This is a genomic window from Spirosoma jeollabukense (assembly GCF_054777855.1).
The window spans coordinates 866,043-885,825 of record NZ_BAAHAD010000001.1 but is presented as its reverse complement, the minus strand read 5'-3'; the positions used below and the strand labels follow the sequence as shown (position 1 = coordinate 885,825).

Annotated in this window: 17 protein-coding genes; 12 read left to right on the top strand and 5 right to left on the bottom strand. The window is 48.5% G+C overall.

Features of this window, described 5'->3' with window-relative positions; genetic code table 11:
- The first annotated feature begins 176 nt into the window (after positions 1-176).
- The 3 genes from ACYVEA_RS03540 to guaA all read left to right on the top strand — a co-directional run bounded on the left by ACYVEA_RS03540 (position 177) and on the right by guaA (position 5,081).
- Positions 177-1,373: an exo-beta-N-acetylmuramidase NamZ family protein gene (locus tag ACYVEA_RS03540; RefSeq protein WP_461111943.1), complete on the top strand. Its 1,197-nt coding sequence runs from the start codon at positions 177-179 to the stop codon at positions 1,371-1,373.
- Positions 1,374-1,400: 27 nt separating this feature from the next.
- Positions 1,401-3,443 carry a sialate O-acetylesterase gene (locus tag ACYVEA_RS03535; protein ID WP_461111942.1) on the top strand — a complete coding sequence of 681 codons (2,043 nt, stop codon included), beginning with the start codon at positions 1,401-1,403 and terminating at the stop codon, positions 3,441-3,443.
- A 105-nt stretch (positions 3,444-3,548) separates the two neighbouring features.
- Positions 3,549-5,081: a glutamine-hydrolyzing GMP synthase gene (gene guaA, locus ACYVEA_RS03530; RefSeq protein WP_461111941.1), complete on the top strand. Its 1,533-nt coding sequence runs from the start codon at positions 3,549-3,551 to the stop codon at positions 5,079-5,081.
- A gap of 101 nt (positions 5,082-5,182) precedes the next feature.
- Here guaA and ACYVEA_RS03525 read toward each other — a convergent pair whose 3' ends face one another.
- Entirely contained in the window at positions 5,183-5,560 is a 378-nt protein-coding gene (locus ACYVEA_RS03525; protein ID WP_461111940.1) for a YtxH domain-containing protein, read from the bottom strand.
- A 464-nt stretch (positions 5,561-6,024) separates the two neighbouring features.
- On the opposite strand from ACYVEA_RS03525, the gene ACYVEA_RS03520 reads away from it, so the two are divergent.
- A complete protein-coding gene (locus ACYVEA_RS03520) occupies positions 6,025-6,477 on the top strand; it encodes a YsnF/AvaK domain-containing protein (protein ID WP_461111938.1) in 453 nt (150 codons plus the stop codon).
- A gap of 59 nt (positions 6,478-6,536) precedes the next feature.
- Positions 6,537-7,505: a YsnF/AvaK domain-containing protein gene (locus ACYVEA_RS03515; RefSeq protein WP_461111937.1), complete on the top strand. Its 969-nt coding sequence runs from the start codon at positions 6,537-6,539 to the stop codon at positions 7,503-7,505.
- Positions 7,506-7,580: 75 nt separating this feature from the next.
- On the opposite strand, the gene glmM is transcribed toward ACYVEA_RS03515, so the two are convergent.
- The 3 genes from glmM to ACYVEA_RS03500 form a co-directional block, all read right to left on the bottom strand.
- Positions 7,581-8,993 carry a phosphoglucosamine mutase gene (gene glmM, locus ACYVEA_RS03510; protein WP_461111935.1) on the bottom strand — a complete coding sequence of 471 codons (1,413 nt, stop codon included), beginning with the start codon at positions 8,991-8,993 and terminating at the stop codon, positions 7,581-7,583.
- A gap of 187 nt (positions 8,994-9,180) precedes the next feature.
- Positions 9,181-10,011, bottom strand: coding sequence for a transglutaminase family protein (locus ACYVEA_RS03505; RefSeq protein ID WP_461111934.1), 831 nt, complete (start codon positions 10,009-10,011; stop codon positions 9,181-9,183).
- 84 nt (positions 10,012-10,095) lie between these two features.
- Positions 10,096-10,836: a peptidase gene (locus ACYVEA_RS03500; RefSeq protein WP_093832592.1), complete on the bottom strand. Its 741-nt coding sequence runs from the start codon at positions 10,834-10,836 to the stop codon at positions 10,096-10,098.
- A 441-nt stretch (positions 10,837-11,277) separates the two neighbouring features.
- Between ACYVEA_RS03500 and ACYVEA_RS03495 the strand changes: the two genes are divergently transcribed.
- Positions 11,278-11,772, top strand: coding sequence for a hypothetical protein (locus tag ACYVEA_RS03495; RefSeq protein WP_461111933.1), 495 nt, complete (start codon positions 11,278-11,280; stop codon positions 11,770-11,772).
- A 97-nt stretch (positions 11,773-11,869) separates the two neighbouring features.
- Here the strand turns inward: ACYVEA_RS03495 and ACYVEA_RS03490 are convergent, their stop codons facing one another.
- Positions 11,870-14,332, bottom strand: a complete 2,463-nt coding sequence (locus ACYVEA_RS03490) for an alpha/beta fold hydrolase (protein ID WP_461111932.1) — start codon at positions 14,330-14,332, stop codon at positions 11,870-11,872.
- A 288-nt stretch (positions 14,333-14,620) separates the two neighbouring features.
- Between ACYVEA_RS03490 and ACYVEA_RS03485 the strand changes: the two genes are divergently transcribed.
- The 6 genes from ACYVEA_RS03485 to ACYVEA_RS03460 all read left to right on the top strand — a co-directional run bounded on the left by ACYVEA_RS03485 (position 14,621) and on the right by ACYVEA_RS03460 (position 19,779).
- Positions 14,621-14,902, top strand: coding sequence for a YciI family protein (locus tag ACYVEA_RS03485; protein ID WP_461111930.1), 282 nt, complete (start codon positions 14,621-14,623; stop codon positions 14,900-14,902).
- A gap of 101 nt (positions 14,903-15,003) precedes the next feature.
- On the top strand, positions 15,004-15,693 hold the full coding sequence (hxpB, locus tag ACYVEA_RS03480) for a hexitol phosphatase HxpB (protein WP_461111929.1): 690 nt from the start codon (positions 15,004-15,006) through the stop codon (positions 15,691-15,693).
- A gap of 37 nt (positions 15,694-15,730) precedes the next feature.
- Positions 15,731-16,567 carry a PhzF family phenazine biosynthesis protein gene (locus tag ACYVEA_RS03475; protein WP_461111927.1) on the top strand — a complete coding sequence of 279 codons (837 nt, stop codon included), beginning with the start codon at positions 15,731-15,733 and terminating at the stop codon, positions 16,565-16,567.
- 661 nt (positions 16,568-17,228) lie between these two features.
- Positions 17,229-18,353, top strand: a complete 1,125-nt coding sequence (gene hemW, locus ACYVEA_RS03470) for a radical SAM family heme chaperone HemW (protein ID WP_461111925.1) — start codon at positions 17,229-17,231, stop codon at positions 18,351-18,353.
- A gap of 102 nt (positions 18,354-18,455) precedes the next feature.
- A complete protein-coding gene (gene mtgA / locus ACYVEA_RS03465; RefSeq protein WP_461111924.1) occupies positions 18,456-19,310 on the top strand; it encodes a monofunctional biosynthetic peptidoglycan transglycosylase in 855 nt (284 codons plus the stop codon).
- Between the two features lie 181 nt (positions 19,311-19,491).
- Positions 19,492-19,779: a hypothetical protein gene (locus ACYVEA_RS03460; RefSeq protein ID WP_461111922.1), complete on the top strand. Its 288-nt coding sequence runs from the start codon at positions 19,492-19,494 to the stop codon at positions 19,777-19,779.
- The last annotated feature ends 4 nt before the right edge of the window (positions 19,780-19,783 follow it).

Sequence of the window (19,783 nt, the reverse complement as noted above, 5' to 3'; positions counted from 1 at the left end):
CGATAGTCAGGCGGTCAATGATCAACACCAGATGGCTGGATTTGTCGTTCGCTGACCAAAACGAATCACGTATACGCCTGATTGACGACTCTTGACTAACGACTCCTGACTGAGAACTGTTTTGTTCTGGAGCGTAAAAATAAGAGTTTTGCACTACGCTCTTCCTACTCACGGCTATGACTTCGTTTAGTAAACTCTTTTTTAGTGCCTTTTTCGTGTTGACCTGTGCTTGCAACGCACAGACCAATCGTACATCAACGCAGCCTGCCATTCAGACGGGCGCCGACCAAATGAACCTCTACCTATCTGCACTCCAGGGAAAACGGGTTGGTTTGGTCGTCAATCATACCTCTATTATTGGTCGGACCCATCTGGTCGATAGTCTGCTTACGCGGGGCATAACGATAAAAACAATTTTTGCGCCTGAGCACGGTTTTCGGGGGCAGGCAACGGACGGCGAAGAAATCAGCAGTGGGCGTGACCCGCGGACGGGCATCATGATTACGTCGCTCTACGGGAAAAATAAGAAGCCAACGCAGGCGCAAATGGATTCGCTGGATGTAGTGGTTTTTGATATTCAGGATGTTGGTGCGCGATTTTATACCTACACCAGCACCATGCACTACGTTATGGAAGCCTGCGCCGAATCGAACAGGCCCCTGATTGTGCTCGATCGGCCAAACCCCAATGGACACTACGTAGATGGCCCTGTGCTGGACCCCAAGTTTAGATCGTTTGTGGGACTGAATCCAATTCCGGTGGTGTATGGGCTAACGATTGGTGAACTGGCCCGGATGATCAATGGTGAGGGCTGGCTGGCTGGGTCCACCGCGACGACCAAAAAAACGTGTCCGCTGACCGTAGTACCGCTGAAAAACTATACGCACCAAACGCCCTATGTACTGCCGGTGCCGCCCTCGCCGAATCTGCCGAATCAGCAGGCTGTTTTGCTGTACCCATCGCTCTGTTTTTTTGAAGGAACCGTCGTCAGCGTTGGGCGCGGAACCGACAAGCAGTTTCAGGTAATCGGCTCACCTTACACAAAGTATGGGCCGTATACGTTTACGCCCGTAGACAAACCCGGTGCGGTGAATCCACCCCTGGAAGGACAACTTTGCTACGGTGTCGATTTGTCGGACGCTGCCATCTCCAGGAAGGGCTTGATGTTGGATTACTTCTTTGACTATTTCAAGCGAGCTACCGATAAATCCAAATTCTTTCTGGCGAATAATGGTATCGACCGACTGGCGGGTACCGACCAGCTCCGGCTACAACTGCTGATGGGCGTTTCGGAAGATAAGATTCGAAAAAGTTGGGAACCTGGCCTGAATGCCTACAAACTTATTCGGAAGAAATACGTATTATATCCGTAACTCCAGGTGAGACGATTGAGAATACGTATGCGTACCGGTATAGTTCTGTTCCTGATCACGCTGTTTTTGAGCCTGTTCGGACCCGTTACTGGTTGGGGACAGGTAGCCGTTACGCTCGATCAGTGGCCTGCACACCTACAGCTCTACCCGCGCGATCAAACGAATCAATGTGCAGTGGCTATTTCCGGACGCGTACCCGTTAACGACGTAAAAACGGTGTCGTTAGTCGTCCTGCGAAATCAGCAGCGCGTGCAATATGTTCGCCAGGCCGTTGATTCGATAAGCGGCCGGTTTGGCTTCAAACCCAGCATCAAGGCGGAACGTAGTGAGTATAGTTTTCAGCTATTTGCCCATCGGTTCAAGCTCGCAGATTCAGTGCTGGTGGCATTTCGTGATAGTATCGTTTGTGGCGATGTATACCTCATCATGGGGCAGTCAAACGCGCTCGGTGGCCTCGATGGGAAACTCTATCGCAGTGAATTCTGCCGTACGTTTGGCGTAAACAAAGGCGATGTCTCCTACAATCCCGCCGATACGGCTTGGTGCCTGACCAACACGACGGAGGGTTTCAATTGCCTGTGGGCGGTTGAACTGCAACGCCAGATCAATGAACAAAATGGAATTCCTACGGCGATACTGAACGGAGCCGTTGGCTCAACGGGTATTGATCGACATGCTAATCGCGATGGTAATCAGCCCACGAATCTGGGAACGATCTATGGTCGATTGCTTTACCGGGCCCAAAAAGCGGGTGTTGCCAGGCAGGTGAAAGCCATGATCTGGCGGCAGGGTGAATCCGATGCGGTCACCACGCCCGATCTGTATATAAAACTCTTTCCCGAGCTTTATGGCTTTTGGAAACAGGATTATCCGGGAGTAAAAAAGGTATACCATGCGCAGCTTAATCTGCTGGTCGATAATTTTATCCGGGCGGGGGCACTACGCGATTATCAGCGGCTATCGAAACAAAACTTTACTGATAATGAGCCCATAGCCACGGTTGGTTTGCCGGGTTATCAGGGCATACACTATAATGACAGCGGTTATCTTCAGTTTGGCCTGGAATTATATCGACTTGTGGCCCGTGATTTTTATGGGTCAACGGACACCAGCAACATCCAGTCGCCTAACATACAACGGTTGTTTTTTAGCACGCCGAAGCAGGACGAAATTACCCTTGAATTTGAACCAGGGCAGGTGATGCACTGGCCCGCTGATACGATCCTGACCAATCCGGCCAATAAAGTACAGTACCTTCAGAGTCTGTCCGATTATGTGTATACCGATTACCCCAATGGCGAAACCGGGTTTATCAAATCGGTTATCGATCAGGGTAATCGATTAATTCTGAAACTTAAAAAGTCTCTTTCGGCCAGCAGCCTGACGTACCTGCCATCGTCTTATACGGATGCTGAAATTGGCTACTACGTTGGCCCAGTGATTCGAAACCGCCGTGGTATGCGGGCACTTACGTTCTATCAGGTTCCTATTGCGCCCCCCTTGCCAGTCGCCACCGATTTACGGGCCATTCCTATAGACACGAGTGCTATTGAATTGCGGTGGACAACAACCTCGGCCGATGTAAGCCAATGGACCGTTGAACGGGCTGATTCGACAGGTTCGTTCAGGCAGATTGCTCTTATTCCGGGTTCGGTCACGACTTACAATGACCGTCGAACGGCGAGTAATACCGACTCACTGCAAGTAGGCAAGGTCTATCAATACCGTATTCGTTCGCTGAATCAACGGGCCGAAGCTGACTATTCTCCGGTTGTTACGGCCTCCATGCAGTTGATCCTTGGGACCCCCAGGGAGCGGTATCTGCCTGCCGTCGTGTATCCAAACCCGACAAGCAATGAGGTTCAGGTACGTTTGCCTCCCAACTGGATCACAGGTGCGGTTGCGCTGACAGTATATACTGAGACAGGGGCAGTTGTACTTCGCCAAAGCCAGCGAATGAGTGGTTCCTATGTATCCTTTTCGGTCGCTACGTTGCCTGCTGGTACGTATCTGCTCACGCTACAACATCGTGATGGACTAGCACAAGGGCGTGTTTTGGTGACGCATTAATGGGGTCTGGTAGGCTCCGGCCGGTTGACAAATGCAAACAGGCGGAGCTTGTTTGGACCAGCAAATTCAAAAAATGCCCTAACTTTGCATTTTAGAGACCTATTCATGGCCACCGAACAAATTCTGATTGTGGATTTTGGTTCGCAATATACCCAACTCATTGCCCGCCGGGTGCGCGAACTGAACGTTTATTGCGAAATCCATCCGTATAATCATCTCCCTGTTATTACGCCCGATGTGAAGGGCATCATTCTCTCAGGCAGTCCCTCGTCCGTCCGCGACGCCGATGCGCCCGAGGTGCATCTGGCCGCTTTCCGGCATAAGCTTCCTATTCTGGGGGTTTGCTACGGGGCACAACTGCTGGCCCACTCCAGTGGGGGGGAGGTAAAAGCCTCGTCGATTCGCGAGTATGGCCGGGCCAAACTCGGTACGGTTACTGCCGAAAATCCGCTGATGAAGGGCATCGACCAGCACTCGCAGGTCTGGATGTCGCACGCTGATACGATCACGAGTGTGCCCGACAATTTCAAGATCATTGCCTCGACCGACACCGTTCAGGTAGCGGCTTTCTACGTAGAAGGCGAGCCTACCTACGGAATTCAGTTTCACCCCGAAGTAACACACTCGCTCCAGGGTAAAATGTTGCTGCATAACTTTGTGGTTGACATATGCGGTTGCGCGCAGGACTGGACCGCTGAATCGTTCGTGGAAACGACAGTGGCGCAATTGAAGACAAAAATTGGTAATGATAAAGTTGTACTGGGTCTATCGGGTGGTGTCGATTCGTCGGTTGCCGCCATGCTTATTCACCAGGCCATCGGCAAGAACCTCTACTGCATTTTCGTCGATAACGGCGTACTTCGGAAAGACGAATTCTCGGGTGTACTGGAGTCCTACAAAACGCTGGGTCTGAACGTAAAGGGCGTTGATACCAAAGATCAATTTTACGCAGCACTCGCTGGCCTGACCGATCCCGAAGCTAAGCGTAAAGCCATTGGCAAAACCTTTATCGACGTATTCGATCATGAAGCGCATTTGATTGAAGGCGTTTCGTGGTTAGGGCAGGGAACTATCTATCCCGACGTTATTGAATCGGTTTCGGTGAAAGGGCCTTCGGCTACGATCAAATCGCACCATAATGTTGGTGGTTTGCCCGACTTCATGAAGTTGAAAGTTGTGGAGCCCCTCAATACGTTGTTCAAAGATGAAGTGCGACTTGTTGGTCGGACATTGGGGTTACCCGAAGCGATTCTGGGGCGGCACCCGTTTCCCGGCCCAGGTCTGGCGATACGTATTCTGGGCGATGTCACGGCCGAAAAGGTCGCTATTCTGCAACAGGTCGATGCGCTGTTCATTGAGGGGCTGAAGCGCGAAGGATTGTATGATAAAGTTTGGCAGGCGGGTGCTATGTTGTTACCAGTGCAGTCTGTTGGCGTTATGGGTGACGAACGAACCTATGAGCGAGTAGTCGCGCTACGTGCCGTAACGAGCGTTGACGGTATGACTGCCGATTGGGCGCATTTGCCTTACGAATTTTTGGCCGATATATCGAACGAAATCATCAATCGGGTTAAAGGCGTTAACCGGGTTGTTTACGATATCTCGTCAAAACCACCCGCTACGATTGAGTGGGAATAACCTAAACGAATAATCGACCGAAAAAATTAGTTAATTAAAATGGGAGGGACTCACCAAGTTGGTGAGTCCCTCCCATTTTTACTTATTGAAGTCTACTGTAACTAGTTTAGTTTCAGGGCTTCCTGTACGTTGTCAATGCCCGACTTTGTTGAATCAGCCGCATCGTCTACTTTGTTGTTGTAGGCTCTTTTGGCGTGATCTTTATTATAAGCCGACTGAGCTTCGTTTTTGTATTGATCGAACTTATTCTCCGCTTTATTAGCGTAGTTTTCTGCTTTATCGGCATACTGGTCAACTTTTGCTTCGGCTTTACCAGTTAAACTATCGATCTGCGATTTTACCTGAGCGACCCCCTCTTCCCACTGATTCTGCAAATCATTGGCTTGTTTGGTTAGTTTGTCGCGGGTTTCTTTACCGCTACGTGGCGCTGTCAGATAACCGATGGCAAGACCTGCTAGTACTCCTCTAAGAAAGCTCATATCCTTAATTATTTTGAATTCGTTTGATACTTACTAGTCTTTAAAAAGCGTGCCAGAAGCTTATACCGCCTTGCAAGCGATTGGTTTTGAATGGTTTAAGTTTATAGTAAATTTTATGTACGTATTGGATTGATGACCTGCTGAGTATTTTATTCCACAAAGTAGGGGCTATGAATAGCCATTCATGTAAGGTGTCTACTATACTATCAGGTGTTATGGCGAGCGCCATTGCCTATCAATTTCTTACTATACTGGACTGTTTATGTTTAGAAAGAGAGGCTAAGCAGTACTGAGAATTTAAGTAGGCATAAACAAAGGTTCACAGTAGTAAAGAGCGGATTAGCAAGTCACCATATTTGGTGCAATCGATAAAAATATATAAAATATAGAACAAATAGAGATAAAAAGTCTTTATGCTATACATCAGGTAAAAGACTTGAGTTTTCCGCAATCATTCAGAGATAATGAACAACGAGTTTAAGCAGGATTTTCAAGCTGATGAGCCAGAGCAACGGCTTGCAGACTCGATGAGGGCGGAACCGGTTATCATCCCGGTTATTGAGGAACAAATACAAATTGGCAAGCGGGTAATTGAAACAGGAGCCGTTCGCATCACTAAGCACGTCATTGAGGAGTCGCAAACAGTTGACGTACCGGTTTCCCGTGAAGAAGTTATCGTTGAGCATGTGGCTGTCTATCAGTACGTCGATGAAGCACCTGGCGTTCGCTACGAAGGAGAAACGATGATTATCCCTGTATTGCGCGAGGTGTTAGTGACGGAGAAACGACTCTTATTGGTCGAGGAAGTACACGTTACCAAACGACAACTCACCGACCAGGAAACGCAGGAAGTTATACTTCGGAAAGAAGAAATAACGGTAGAGCGGACTAACCCTAACCAAGAACGTCCGGCCTGAAAAGGCCTTCGTTATAAATCAGTTAAACTAAATTCTCAACGGTCAAATCAGTAATTATCATGGCACAACAAACCGTAGTGGGCTTTTTCGATAGCCCAACCGAAGCTCAAAACGCAGTGGATGAGTTAGTTAATGAAGGTTTCTCACGTACTAATATTGATCTGTCAACCAATAATGTAAGCGATACCTACTCAAGTGATACCCACTCAACCGACAGTACGTTAGGTATCCCTGACCGGCATGTCAATACATCGGGTACAAAAACTGAAGAAGTCGTTGATGATGTTAAAGACACGGGTGACAGCATTGGTGGTTTTTTTAAATCACTGTTTGGTGGTGATGATGACGACGATGAGTATAAAAAACACACTGAAGTAGGTCGTCGAAGCACCATTGTGACTGTTCATGCCCAGTCTGAGGACGAAGCAAAACAAGCTGCTGATATTCTTGATGACAATGGAGCCGTTGACGTAGACGAACGGGCAGTGCAATATGGTTACGGAAGCACTACGGCCCGGCCCGATACCATAACTGGAAGTGGTGATGCGTATGTTGGTACAACGAATCGAGACCTGACAACTGATACAGATCAGACAATCAAGGTGATCGAGGAAAATCTGGAAGTTGGTAAGCGCGAAGTTGAAACGGGTGGCGTTCGGGTACGTAGCCGCATCATTGAGCGTCCTGTCGAAGAAAGCTTACGGCTGCGGGAGGAGCGTGTTACTGTTCAGCGTACGCCCGTTAATAGGGTAGCTACAGATGCTGAGCTAAATGCTTTCCAGGAAGGACAAATTGAGCTGACTGAGCATGCTGAAGTGCCGGTGGTTTCGAAAACGGCTCGAGTCGTGGAAGAAATCTCAGTTGGTAAGGAAGTTAACGAGCGTGTTGAAACGATTCGGGATACGGTTCGCAGCACGGACGTTGACGTAGAGAATCTGGGTACAACAGGCACTACAGCAGAGCCCGCCGTAACGACCGGATGGCGGAATGAAGACGATGATCTGAATACGACTTCGTCGAATCGATAAAAAACGTCATAAAAAAGCCAGGCTCTACACACGAGAGCCTGGCTTTTTTATGAAAACACGCAGGGGAAAAGAAGTCTATCGCTTCTCGGTGATCATCTCCCGAATATCGCTAATGATTTTTCCAGCCAGATGATCTGCGGTAGCGAGTGTATCGGATTCAGAATAAATACGAATGATGGGCTCGGTGTTTGACTTACGCAGATGAACCCATTCTTTATCGAACTCTATCTTAACGCCGTCAATAGTATTAATTGGGTTACGGGCGTATTTGGCCTGAATACGAGCCAGCACAGCATCTACATTGATATCTGGCGTTAATTCAATCTTATTTTTAGAAATGTAGTAGTTCGGATAGGTCCGGCGCATCATGGACGCCGACTTGCCGAGTCTGGCCAAATGGCTTAGAAACAGAGCAATGCCAACCAGCGCGTCGCGGCCAAAATGCAGATCGGGGTAAATGATACCACCATTGCCTTCGCCCCCGATAACAGCCCCGGTTTCTTTCATCATATTCACTACGTTGACCTCGCCAACCGCCGATGCAAAATGCTGCCCATTGTATTTTCGGGTTATATCACGCAGTGCTGCCGTACTCGACATGTTCGAAACCGTGTTGCCTGCCGGATGACCATCAGCCGCTCTGTTTTTAAGGACGTAGTCGGCCACGGCCACGAGTGTATATTCTTCACCAAAAGGAGAACCATCTTCACAAATTAGCGCCAGCCGATCTACATCGGGATCGACAACAATACCGAGGTCGGCATTGCCTTTGGTCATCTCTTTGATGATATCGCGTAGATTTTCGGGAAGCGGTTCGGGGTTGTGAGCAAAATGGCCCGTTGGTTCGCAGTGTAATTTTGTGATTTGTTCGACGCCCAAGGCTTCCAGTAGCATCGGCACGGCTAACCCACCAGTTGAATTGACTGCATCGACAACCACACGAAAATTCCGCTTGGCAATGGCCTCCCGGTCGACCAGAGGCAGTGCCAGAATCTGGTCGATGTGTTTCTGGAGCCAGCTGGTGTCGGCGCGATACTGGCCTAACTTACGCACTTCGGCAAAATCGAAGGTTTCAGCCTCGGCAATTTCCAGTACTTCGACGCCGTCCTGTTCGGATATGAACTCGCCTTTTTCGTTAAGAAGTTTGAGGGCATTCCATTGAATCGGATTATGGCTGGCGGTGATGATTATTCCGCCGGCAGCCCCTTCCCCCGGAACGGCCAATTCAACGGTTGGGGTTGTGGAAAGACGCAGATCAATAACATGTAGACCAAGCCCCTGTAACGTAGCAGCTACCAGTTTGGCCACCATGTCGCCTGATATCCGACCATCGCGGCCAATAACCACCGACATTAGATCGGGGTTACGTTGCCGAAGCCACTGGCCAAAGGCAGCTGTAAATTTCACTACGTCTAAAGGCGTCAGCCCGTTTCCACTGCGTCCGCCAATTGTTCCTCTAATACCGGAAATAGACTTAATTAATGCCACTGTAATGGGTCAGGTAAGTATTCTAATAAGGTATGCAAAGATAGTGTGTAAGTTGGTAAGTCAGCCAGCCAAATTAGTAAGTAGGCCATTGAATGAGTTATTGGTACGTTATTGATGAATGGAAGTAGTTAACTGATATATGGTATAGTTTTATTTGCTAAGCCACCTACTTGCAGGTAGGTTTGCCTCATATAAATAGCAATTCTGATCGAAGCACTGAATTTGCCCGACCGATGAATGTACCGCTGATGGGGGCCGCCAGTTCGGGCTTGGCAGTCGATGTCAGAAAAATATGACGATTCACGACCACAGATCCTTCTGTGGGATCAAAACCACGCCAGCCCGCACCTGGCAAATAAACTTCTACCCAGGCGTGCAATTGATGCTCCTGCTGTGGATTTCCGAACAAATAGCCGCTTACAAAGCGGGCGGCAATACCCAGACTCCGGCAGGCTGCCATAAACAGCGTTGTATAATCCCGACAGGAACCCTTGCGCAACGTCAGCGTTTGCTCGGGTGGAAAGGGAGCGCCTAATTCCCGAATCTCGTAGGTGAACGCCCGGATGGTCTTGTTCAGTTTTAGCAGAAAGGCGGTTGTTTGCCCATTGGCTTCTGCGGCCAGTTGCTGAGCCCAGCTTTCAACGCGTTCCGATACGCCAACGCGCTGTAAGTAAGGCTGGAGGAGCTCTTCGACCGCTTTGGGGTAGCGGAATGGGACGCGCTTTGTGTCGAAGGGAAACAGGACAAAATCCAACGAGTTGAACTCGTCGGATTGTAGATGCATCTCAACCGTTACATTCAGGTAGCGGGTCGGACGGTTAAAATACACTAACTGCTGCACATTACCTTCGACATCAATATTCCGTACGATCCTGGCTGGCTTCGGATCAATAACCAACTCATAGTTCAGCAATCGCTGATAGGGGTAAGCTCTTGGATAGAGATAGAGTGTTTGCGGACCCAGTGCGACAGGACTATCGTACGTGTATTCCGATAAGTGCCGAACGTGCAGGTGCATGGGGAAGGAATATAAGATATAAGAGGTATGATATAGGATGTATGATATAGCTTGGCCCTTATATCATACATCCTATATCATACATCATACATTTTTAACGGCGCGAACTTTTTCAAAGATTGGGTCCATCCAGTAAGAAGGCAGTTTTCGGACCGAATTGCTTAGTAAGGCGCTCCACTGGTGCGACACTTCATCCATATCTTCTTTTTCAAGGCGATATTCGGTCATGTGGAAACTGTCTTTCGGGTAGATTACTACGTCCAATGGGTAATCAACATCGTTAGCGCTTACGCGGGTAGCATCGAACGCCAGGAAGCCGATTTTAAGGGCATCGGGTAAACTGGTTTCGTAGGACAAATTTCTAAACAGCAGTGGTTTACCATAGCCGGAATTGCCAATAATTTTAAAGGGCGATCCCTGATCAACTTCCACCCAGTTGCCTTCGGGGTAGAGCATAAATAATTTGTGTTCTTCATCGTCTTCTAGCTGGCCCCCAACGATGGCATTCAGGTTAAAATTCAACCCGCTGGCAATAATGGACGCTTTATCTTCCTGCGCTACACGCTTCACCTGTTCCCCGAACGCGTTGACTGCTTTGTATAATTTATTGAATGATCGATCCCGTTCGGAAATCACTTCTTTGAAATACGTAATGGCCTTGTCGCGGACGGAACGAAGGCCCGAGGTCATGATAAAGAGCGAGTGATTCTCGACTTCATGAACCGAAATTTTACGATTTGATGATACCTCAGTGCCGGAGGTAAGTCGCCTGTCGGCAATGGCAACCAAGCCAGACGCGACCTTAATTCCTAAACAATACGTCATTCTATACAGTGGGAAAATCAGGTACTAACCCAACAAATATACAGGTTGCCCCCGTTTTTGTTCGATTTATTGCCGTGTTTTCTCGAAAAAGCTGCTGTATGTTAGGGAGTCGCTAAAGCAGAAATACCGACTTTTAGCTAACCAGATATAGCGAGGAACAGGATTGAGAGTCGTTAGTATTTTTGTGTTGGAGCCAGATGCTACGTTGCTGAGAATAGCGTCCACCAGCTTTACCTAAATGCCAGCCGTTCGTTTCACAACGAACTTTACTAGTTGGTAAGTGATTTTGAAAGCGATCGAACAGGTAGACATAAACGAGTGTCCATGCGCGCTTAATTCTCAGGCTAAGATGCTGATTTTAGGCAAGAATGGTTTGTTTTTGGGAATCGTTTGTGTTACTTTGGCAAATAGAAGGTGGTCAACCCCTCTACTCATTTTGCGATGAACTTTGACGACGAAGACGACGACGACAGCTTTATGGACTGGGACGGTTTCGACGAGGACTATGATCCCGAAGAGGCCCGCGCTGAAATGGAAGCCGAAAATCGGCGGATCAAAAACCTGCCCATCCTGCGCAAAGCCAACGAGTTAATGGAATTGACGCAGGCTATTGTCGAAACCATCAATAAAGAAGAAGACGTGCTGATGATGCACGAGCAAATGCTGGCTAACGCCATGATGCTGGCCCCAAAGATCGTTGGCGCCGAAGGGGGAGATCTTTATACCCTGAGGATGGAAAATGCGGTCATTATTAAAATGCATGCTCGTGAATTATTGGCACAAACGTCGTATTGTAAAGCTGAAAAATTGGCCACGACAGCCTATTTAAACGTACTCCGTGATGAAATAGAGCAGTTTCGGCTGCTGTTTGTTGACTGGGTAAATGGCTTTGATAAGGACAACGATGCCCCGGATGATTGGGGCCTTTTCTACTGATCGCTATAGAATATGTACCTAAAAAAGCCGCTCTGCATATGCAGAGCGGCTTTTTTGTGCTAAACACCGGCTTTTAATCCGGCATTTATACTATCAATCATAATCGCTCGTCAAATAATTTCAGAATGCGTTTGTACTCGTCCATCCAACTGGTAGGTTCCACAAAGCCGTGATCTTCGACAGGGTAGGGGGCCAGTTCCCAGTTTTCTTTTTTGAGTTCAATGAGCCGCTGCGCCAGACGAACGGCGTCCTGAAAATGTACGTTTACGTCGACCATGCCGTGGCAAATGAGCAGATGGCCTTTTAACCCTTCGGCAAAGTTAATGGGCGACGAACGACGGTAGGAAAGTGAATCCAACTGCGGTTCGTTCAGGATGTTAGCTGTATATCCATGGTTGTAGGCCGCCCAGTCCGTAACAGGACGTAGTGCTGCCCCCGCTTTAAATATGTCAGGCGTGGTAAACATGGCCATCAACGTAATAAAACCACCATACGATCCGCCATAGAGACCGATGCGTTTGGCATCCACGCCTTGTGTCTGTACAAGCCACTTGGCCGCGTCAACGTGGTCTTCTAAATCTTTACCGCCCATATACCGATAGATACCCGTGCGCCAGTCGCGGCCGTAGCCAGCGCTGCCCCGATAGTCGATGTCCAGCACCGTGTACCCTTTGTCGACCAGTAGGTTATGGAACATATATTCCCGAAAATACGAACTCCACCACTTGTGGGCATTCTGCAAATACCCCGCGCCGTGCACGAACACAACGGACTTTCCAGTTGGGTTAGTTGGCTTATACAAACGGGCATAAATCGGCTGTCCATCCCGGGCCGGAATGGTTACCAGCGTTGGTTCACGCCAGGGATATTGTTTAAAGCTTTCAGTAGGCGAATCGGTTAGTTTGACAGGTGTATTTTGCCCGTCAGCCGACTCGGCTGACTGTTTTTTGCTAACGCTTTGGGAGGATTGGGGAACATCGGCTACGTACATTTCCCAAGGGTGGTTTGTCGACGAATAGCGAATCGCCATCCGGGTTTCATCGGGCGAGAGCGTTACGTCGTTTGCCCCTACCATAGTCGTCAGGCGAATACGTTCTCCACCGGTTACGGGCATCCGGTAAAAGTGCTGCTCACCAGGATGAACTTCATTCGTCTGGACGAAAAACTGGGTTCTGTCTTTTGACAGCTGTACCTGCTGCACTTCAAATTTGCCGGAAGTGAGCTGCTTTTTCAGGACGGGTGTCAGTACGTTAATCGTATAGAGATGGGAATAGCCATCAGCCTCCGACTGGTACCAGAGTGTTTGGCTGTCGCCTAGAAACCCCATATTGCCCGACGCAAAACTGATACCTGGCCCGCCCACCCAGGCGTCGTCATGCTGCCGGTCGAGCAGCGTGAGCTTCAGCGTTTCCGGCTCAAGGCGCATGATCCAACGGTCTTTATTGTCCAATGATCGTATGGTGACGACTGCTAATTTACCGTCGAGCGACCAAACAGGGCCACTAATCGTAACAGGCCGCGTTTTTTTTGTGGTATCCGATTTCGCACTGCTGCTGGCGGTTTTCAGGTAGGCCGGTTTATCGCTGATGCCAGGAATATCTTTCACGCTCACTGCACGAACGGTATCTTTGGCAACGTCATACACGAAAAACTCCTGACTGGCCAGAGGAGCACCAACTTTAGTGCGGGCTGGAATTTCCTCGGTATAACCCGATTCGGTAATGTAATTTGGAACCTGAGCCATTTTGGCGTTGGTCGGACTTTTAGTCATCCGATACGTGACAAAGCGCCCATCAGGACTTTGTTGAAGACCGGCAACCTGTTTGTCGTCCATATAAATTTCTTTCGGACGTTTGGGCCGATCCGCTTTGGTAATCCGTTCCCCAGCGTCTTTTTTCGCTTTCCGCTCCGCCAACACATCCGAAAGCCGTAGTTGATCCTGTTTCAGGAACTTCTCTTCATCAGTTAGTTTAGGATCTGCTTTTTTGGTACCCGGCTTAAAGTCGGTCAATTGCGTCAATAAGCCCGTTTTAAGGTCGATGCTAAACAGATTGGAGCCAGCCCTGCGGAACACTACGTGCTGCTGATCGCCGGAGAAAACAGCATCCGTTTCAACCTCAACGGTGTTGGTGAGTTGCCGAATCATACCGGAACGTACATCAACCAGAAAAATATCGCCCTGGCGTTCAAACAGACGTTGCGTAAAGGCTTGGTTGTAAGCCGTTGTGGGGCCCGTTGTCAAGGCGCGACGTTCGGCAGGGCTAACTTTTAGGGGTTGAGAAGCCACCGGCTTTTTCCCTTTTGCCGACATTGTGAACGTTACTTTATAAAGCGAATCGCTTTTAGCTTTCTCCGTATTGGCGGGGGGAGTCCAGCTAAAATACAGCGTGCGCGAATCATCAGACCAGAAGGGATTGGATGGCGATGTACCGACCCAGGTCTTTGGGTCCTGCATGATCGTTTCGACGGTGAGCTGCGATGTGGTTGTAGGTCTTGGAGTAGGTTGTGCAAGAACGGATGTTGTAAGGAAAGCCAGCGGCCAGAAGAACAGATGTTTCATTGATGAGGTGAGTGAACAACGAATCGAAAGGGTTGAAATTAGTAAGAAAATGGCGAACTGCTTATATTTTGATTGGCAAGATGCCATCAATTGATTTATAATATACTGTGTTTGCTCTTGGAAATAGTATTGTTTAAATTAGTTCAGGGTTCGTTTATATCGGCGTTTTTAGGTTGGCCTGACTATAACGGTGTTACCCTAATAAAAAAAATGATATGAAGTTGATCGGCTTTAGTGCAAATTACCGAAAGATGGTATCTTGCCTACTTAAAACAAGCTGGATCACCTATGCACTACGTTATTCACGCCTACGATCATGCCAATGCGCTTGACCGGCGCATGGCCGCTCGTCCTGCTCACATTGATTATGTTGGGCAATTGAAAGCAGCCGGTAAATTTTTGCTCGGTGGCGCCCTTCTTGACCCAGCCGGAAATATGATTGGCTCAATGCTCATCCTCAATCTGGAAACCGAAGATGAGTTAACGACGTATCTACATACTGATCCGTACATTGTGCAGGGCGTCTGGGATACGATTGACATAAAACCATTTCGTCAGGCTAACGTGTAAAAAAAAGACAGGTCAATCAACCAGCTGATGGCTAAAAGCCTACTTGACGGGTTGACTGACTAATTCAGTACTTAATTGACTAACAGACTTATAGCTTAATTTTGATACAGGCCGCAATATTTGATATGGATGGGCTGCTAGTGGACTCAGAACCCCACTGGCGAGCTATGGAAAGGGTTGTGTTTGCCACAGTTGGTCTTCACTTGACGGACGATGAATGCAAGCAAACGACTGGATTGCCAATACTGGAAGTAGTACGTTATTGGTTTGCCCGGGCTCCCTGGACGGCGCAGGCCGCAGCGGGCCGCACGCATGAGGATCTTGCCGACGCGATTACCGATGGTGTCCACGAACGTATTGCTACGATGGCCGAGCCCATGCCGGGTGCCCTGGAAACCCTGGATTTTTTTGCTGGTCGGGGTATCCCGACCGCCATTGCTTCGGCCTCACCCATGAGTTTAATTGAGGTTGTTGTGACCCGGTTGGGTATTCGGGACGCTCTGACGCTCTGGCACTCGGCTACACTGGAGGCTCACAATAAACCCGCTCCAGACGTGTATCTGGGCACGGCTCGAAAACTGAATGTGCCGCCCGCTACTTGTCTGGCGTTCGAAGACTCGGGTAGTGGATTACAATCGGCTTATGCCGCTGGTATGCGTGTGGTGGCCGTTCCGGCAGCTTTTGAATACGATGACGCCAAATTTTCCATTGCCACCATTAAATTGCCTTCGTTGACGGCATTCTCGCTTAATGCGTTCGATGCCTTACAGACCCAAGAGTACTATTCCTAACTTCATAAGCGTGCTTAGGTGCACACCCTAAAATCACATGCGTATTTACCAACTCGATGCCTTTACCGACAAGCTGTTTGCCGGGAATCCGGCGGCTGTTGTTCCGTTGACAGAATGGCTCCCCGACGAACAGATGCAGAAAATAGCCGCTGAAAATAACCTTGCAGAAACGGCCTTTTACGTAAAAACAGGTGAAGCTCACTACCACATTCGTTGGTTTACGCCAGCCCTGGAAGTAGACTTATGCGGGCATGCTACGTTAGCTACTGGATATGTCGTTTTTTTTCTGGAAAAGAATCAGGAAGGCGCCGTACTCGCAGATGATGAATCGAATGATCAGATTTTTTTCGATTCCCGCAGTGGTTTGCTGAAAGTTTGCCGGAGTAGTGATGGCTGGCTGACGCTCGACTTCCCGGCCGATATGGTGCAAAAAGCCAACTTGCAACCGCCCGCCCTGCTCGCCAGCGTTCACGAGAAACCATTAGCCGTCTACAAAGGCAAAACCGATTACATGTTGATTTATGAAAATCAGGCGCAGATCGAAGCCTTGGCCCCAGATTTTCGCGAAATGAGTACCGTACCGGCCCGGGGTGTCATTGTGACCGCGCCGGGCAGTCCTGATTCCGGAGTTGATTTTGTGTCCCGATTTTTTGGGCCGCAGGTAGGCATTGACGAAGATCCGGTAACGGGATCAGCTCATACAACCCTGGTGCCATATTGGGCCGAACAACTCGGTAAGAACGACCTTATCGCACGTCAGCTTTCTAAACGGGGTGGGTACCTGCGTTGCAAACTCAATGACCACGCTAGTCCGAACCGGGTTGATATTTCGGGGCAGGTACAGTTGTACCTGACGGGAGAAATTAGCGAGTAAGAACCTTATTTTAGTCAGTCGTCAGGATGCATTGGGTCTACATCCTGACGACTTTTTTATTTGTGATATTCCAGTCACCGACTTTTGACATATATCAACTTGCTTATACCCAGCACTATGCCTGGGGGTAAGGCCATGACCGGTAGGTGATAACGAAAAAGGGGAATGCGATTTTTCTCACAAATTTTAATTTGTAATAAATCTAAATAACTTATCTTTGTCTTCGCAAACGACAAGTACGAATGACTGCCGAATCAATTTCTTCTGATTGCCTTACTTCACCGGCTGAATTAAAATCACTGATTCAGTCCAATCCGTTTCTGGGACATGAGTGCGTGTTGAAGAAGTGCTGCAAGAAGTACAAAAAGGGCAAGCGTTGTAAGAAATGCCCAGATGATTAAGGCCTGTTCTGCCGTAAACGTAGGCCTTTTCGACACATCGACCCTAGAAATTCCTTACGGGTTTTACGACGTTCTTCCCAAATCACGAGAAAGGCATTGACTGCCCTATTTACACTCGTTTTTGTCAAATTATTGACTGACTGATGTCTTAACAGCCTGCTTGATGCCGGCTGCGCCAGTAGTCTACATTACGAACGGGCTATCCTATTGCAGAGGCCTTGTAAAGGAACCCATCGCCCGGCTTTGTTGTCATTACGCTGATGCACCTCTATTTGCACATACCGTTCTGTAAACAGGCCTGTCACTATTGCGACTTCCATTTTAGCACGAGCCTAAGCCAAAAATCGTCGTTGGTCGACGCACTGTGCCAGGAAATAGCCCTGCAAAATGACTACCTGCCCACTAAAACCCTGGAGACGATTTATTTCGGTGGGGGAACGCCTTCCCTGCTGACGGAAAGTGAGTTAGAGCAGATTTTTACGAAGATACACACCCACTTTACGGTTTCGCCGACAGCTGAAATCACGCTTGAAGCGAATCCTGATGACTTGTCGCTGGAGAAACTCCACCTGCTACGTCGATACGTTAACCGGCTTAGTATTGGGATTCAAACATTTGACGAAGCTACGCTCCGCTGGATGAATCGAGCTCATACCGCTACTGAAGCCGAAAGCTGTGTTTGGCAGGCACGAGAGGCTGGTTTCGAGAACATGAGCGTTGATCTGATTTATGGTATTCCGAATCGGGAAAAAACGCTTTGGCAAACAGACCTGCAAAAAGCACTTGCACTCGACGTACCCCACTTGTCGGCCTATGCACTGACTATTGAACCTGATACAGCCTTCGGACGGTGGCAAAAGAAGGGTAAACTCCCGCCCGCGGATGAATCTCTGGCTGCCGAACAGTTCGAAGAATTGACAAAAGCGCTGACTGATAAGGGCTACGAACATTACGAAATCTCGAACTTTGCGCGGCCTGGCCAGTATGCCCGCCATAATACGGCCTATTGGCAACGTCGGTCGTATCTGGGCGTGGGACCCAGTGCCCATTCCTACAATGGTTTTTCGCGGCAATATAACGTAGCTAATAACGCTCGCTACATCGCCGAGATCAAGCAGGGAAAACTGCCCGCCGAAGTGGAAGAATTAACGGTTGTTGATCAGGTAAATGAATACCTGTTGACGGGTTTGCGAACCCAGTGGGGGTGTTCACTTACTGAATTAACCACGTTGCTGGGGGAGGACTTCGCCAAAAAGCAAATGCGTGATTTGGCAACTATGTACGCGTCGGGCTGGCTTATCCGCAGTAGCAATGATCGTCTGCAACTGACCGGTGCGGGCAAACTTTTCGCCGATCGGGTTGCTGCTACGCTGTTTGTTGAGTAAACGATAAACAACCGTATTTCAATTTTATCAGATTTAATCATAGGCTGTAATACGGATTTCCACCCACTTTACTATTATTTTCGCGGAACAGATTGTATCCGCATGAGTACCAAGCGTCCAGCTAATACCTTCCGAAATGCCCCCCCGCAGCCGCATCCTAAAGCGGCCCCTGGGTCTTCCAAGGCGCTACCAAAGACCGTGAGCAGTCGGGTGAAGGCGTCATCCCGATGGGGGTGGGTGCGTCAGTACATGCGTGATCGGCCACTGGTGGAGCAGATCTACAGGGTTACGCTCAAGGTGGTGTTGTGGCTATTTTTGAGTTCCATTGGTGCGGTCATTGTGCTCAAATACGTCCCGGTTTGGGTAACTCCTTTAATCGTTTCGCGCTGGGTAGATACGTTTGGTACGAACGAAAGCAGTCATGTGTATAAAAAATGGCGCTCGTATGATACCATCAGTAAAGAAGTAGCTCTGGCTGTAGTAGCTTCCGAAGATCAGGATTTTCCAACGCACTGGGGCTTTGACTTCGACGAGATTAAGGATGCCATGAAGGAAAACGAGACCCGAAAACTACCCCGTGGCGCCAGTACTATTTCGCAGCAGGTAGCCAAGAACGTATTTCTGTGGAATGGCCGTAGTTACATTAGAAAGGGGCTCGAAGTATATTTTACGGCGTTAATTGAATTAGTGTGGGGTAAGAAACGCATCCTGGAAGTGTACCTGAACGTAGCAGAAACCGGCCCGATGACCTTTGGAGTTGAAGCCGCTTCACAACGCTATTACGGGCACTCGGCCGAATCACTTTCCCGAAACGAATCGGCCCGCATGGCGGCCGTATTGCCCAACCCACGCCTGTTCTCGATAAGTAATCCATCAAATTACATACAGCGTCGGACGCGTCAAATCGCGAAGCAAATGAGGTATTTAGGTGGGCAGAAATACATTAGAAATTTATAAATGTGTAGGAGGTAATTATAAGCCGTCTATATTTCAAGTCCGATTTAGCATAGAAGAAGGCAAGCCTTTCCATGAACCTTATTCATTAAAAGTTGATAAAAAACCTCAAAAAATTCTAGCTTTTTCGTGGCTTTTTGTTCGAGGGTACGTCAAAGGAGAACGACCACCATTCGTTTTCAACATGACTGAATATAATCTGAATAAATTGACCAGAAGCAAATTAATCAACCTTACCTTTACCTCAGCCACATTTTTGGCAGAAGTCACCCAACCAGCTTTCAAACTTGAATTGTATTATTTCGAAGGCCATTTTATCGAGGTAAGTTATCGTAAAAAAAAACCCGCGAATGGGGCATCGTATTGGCAAATTTGTACGGTCAATCACTTTCCCGACAGCCCGGATAACACCAACTATTTAACGATTTATCTTACGCAGATTACGTTGCCTATTGGTAAGGTGAAAAACTGAGCTT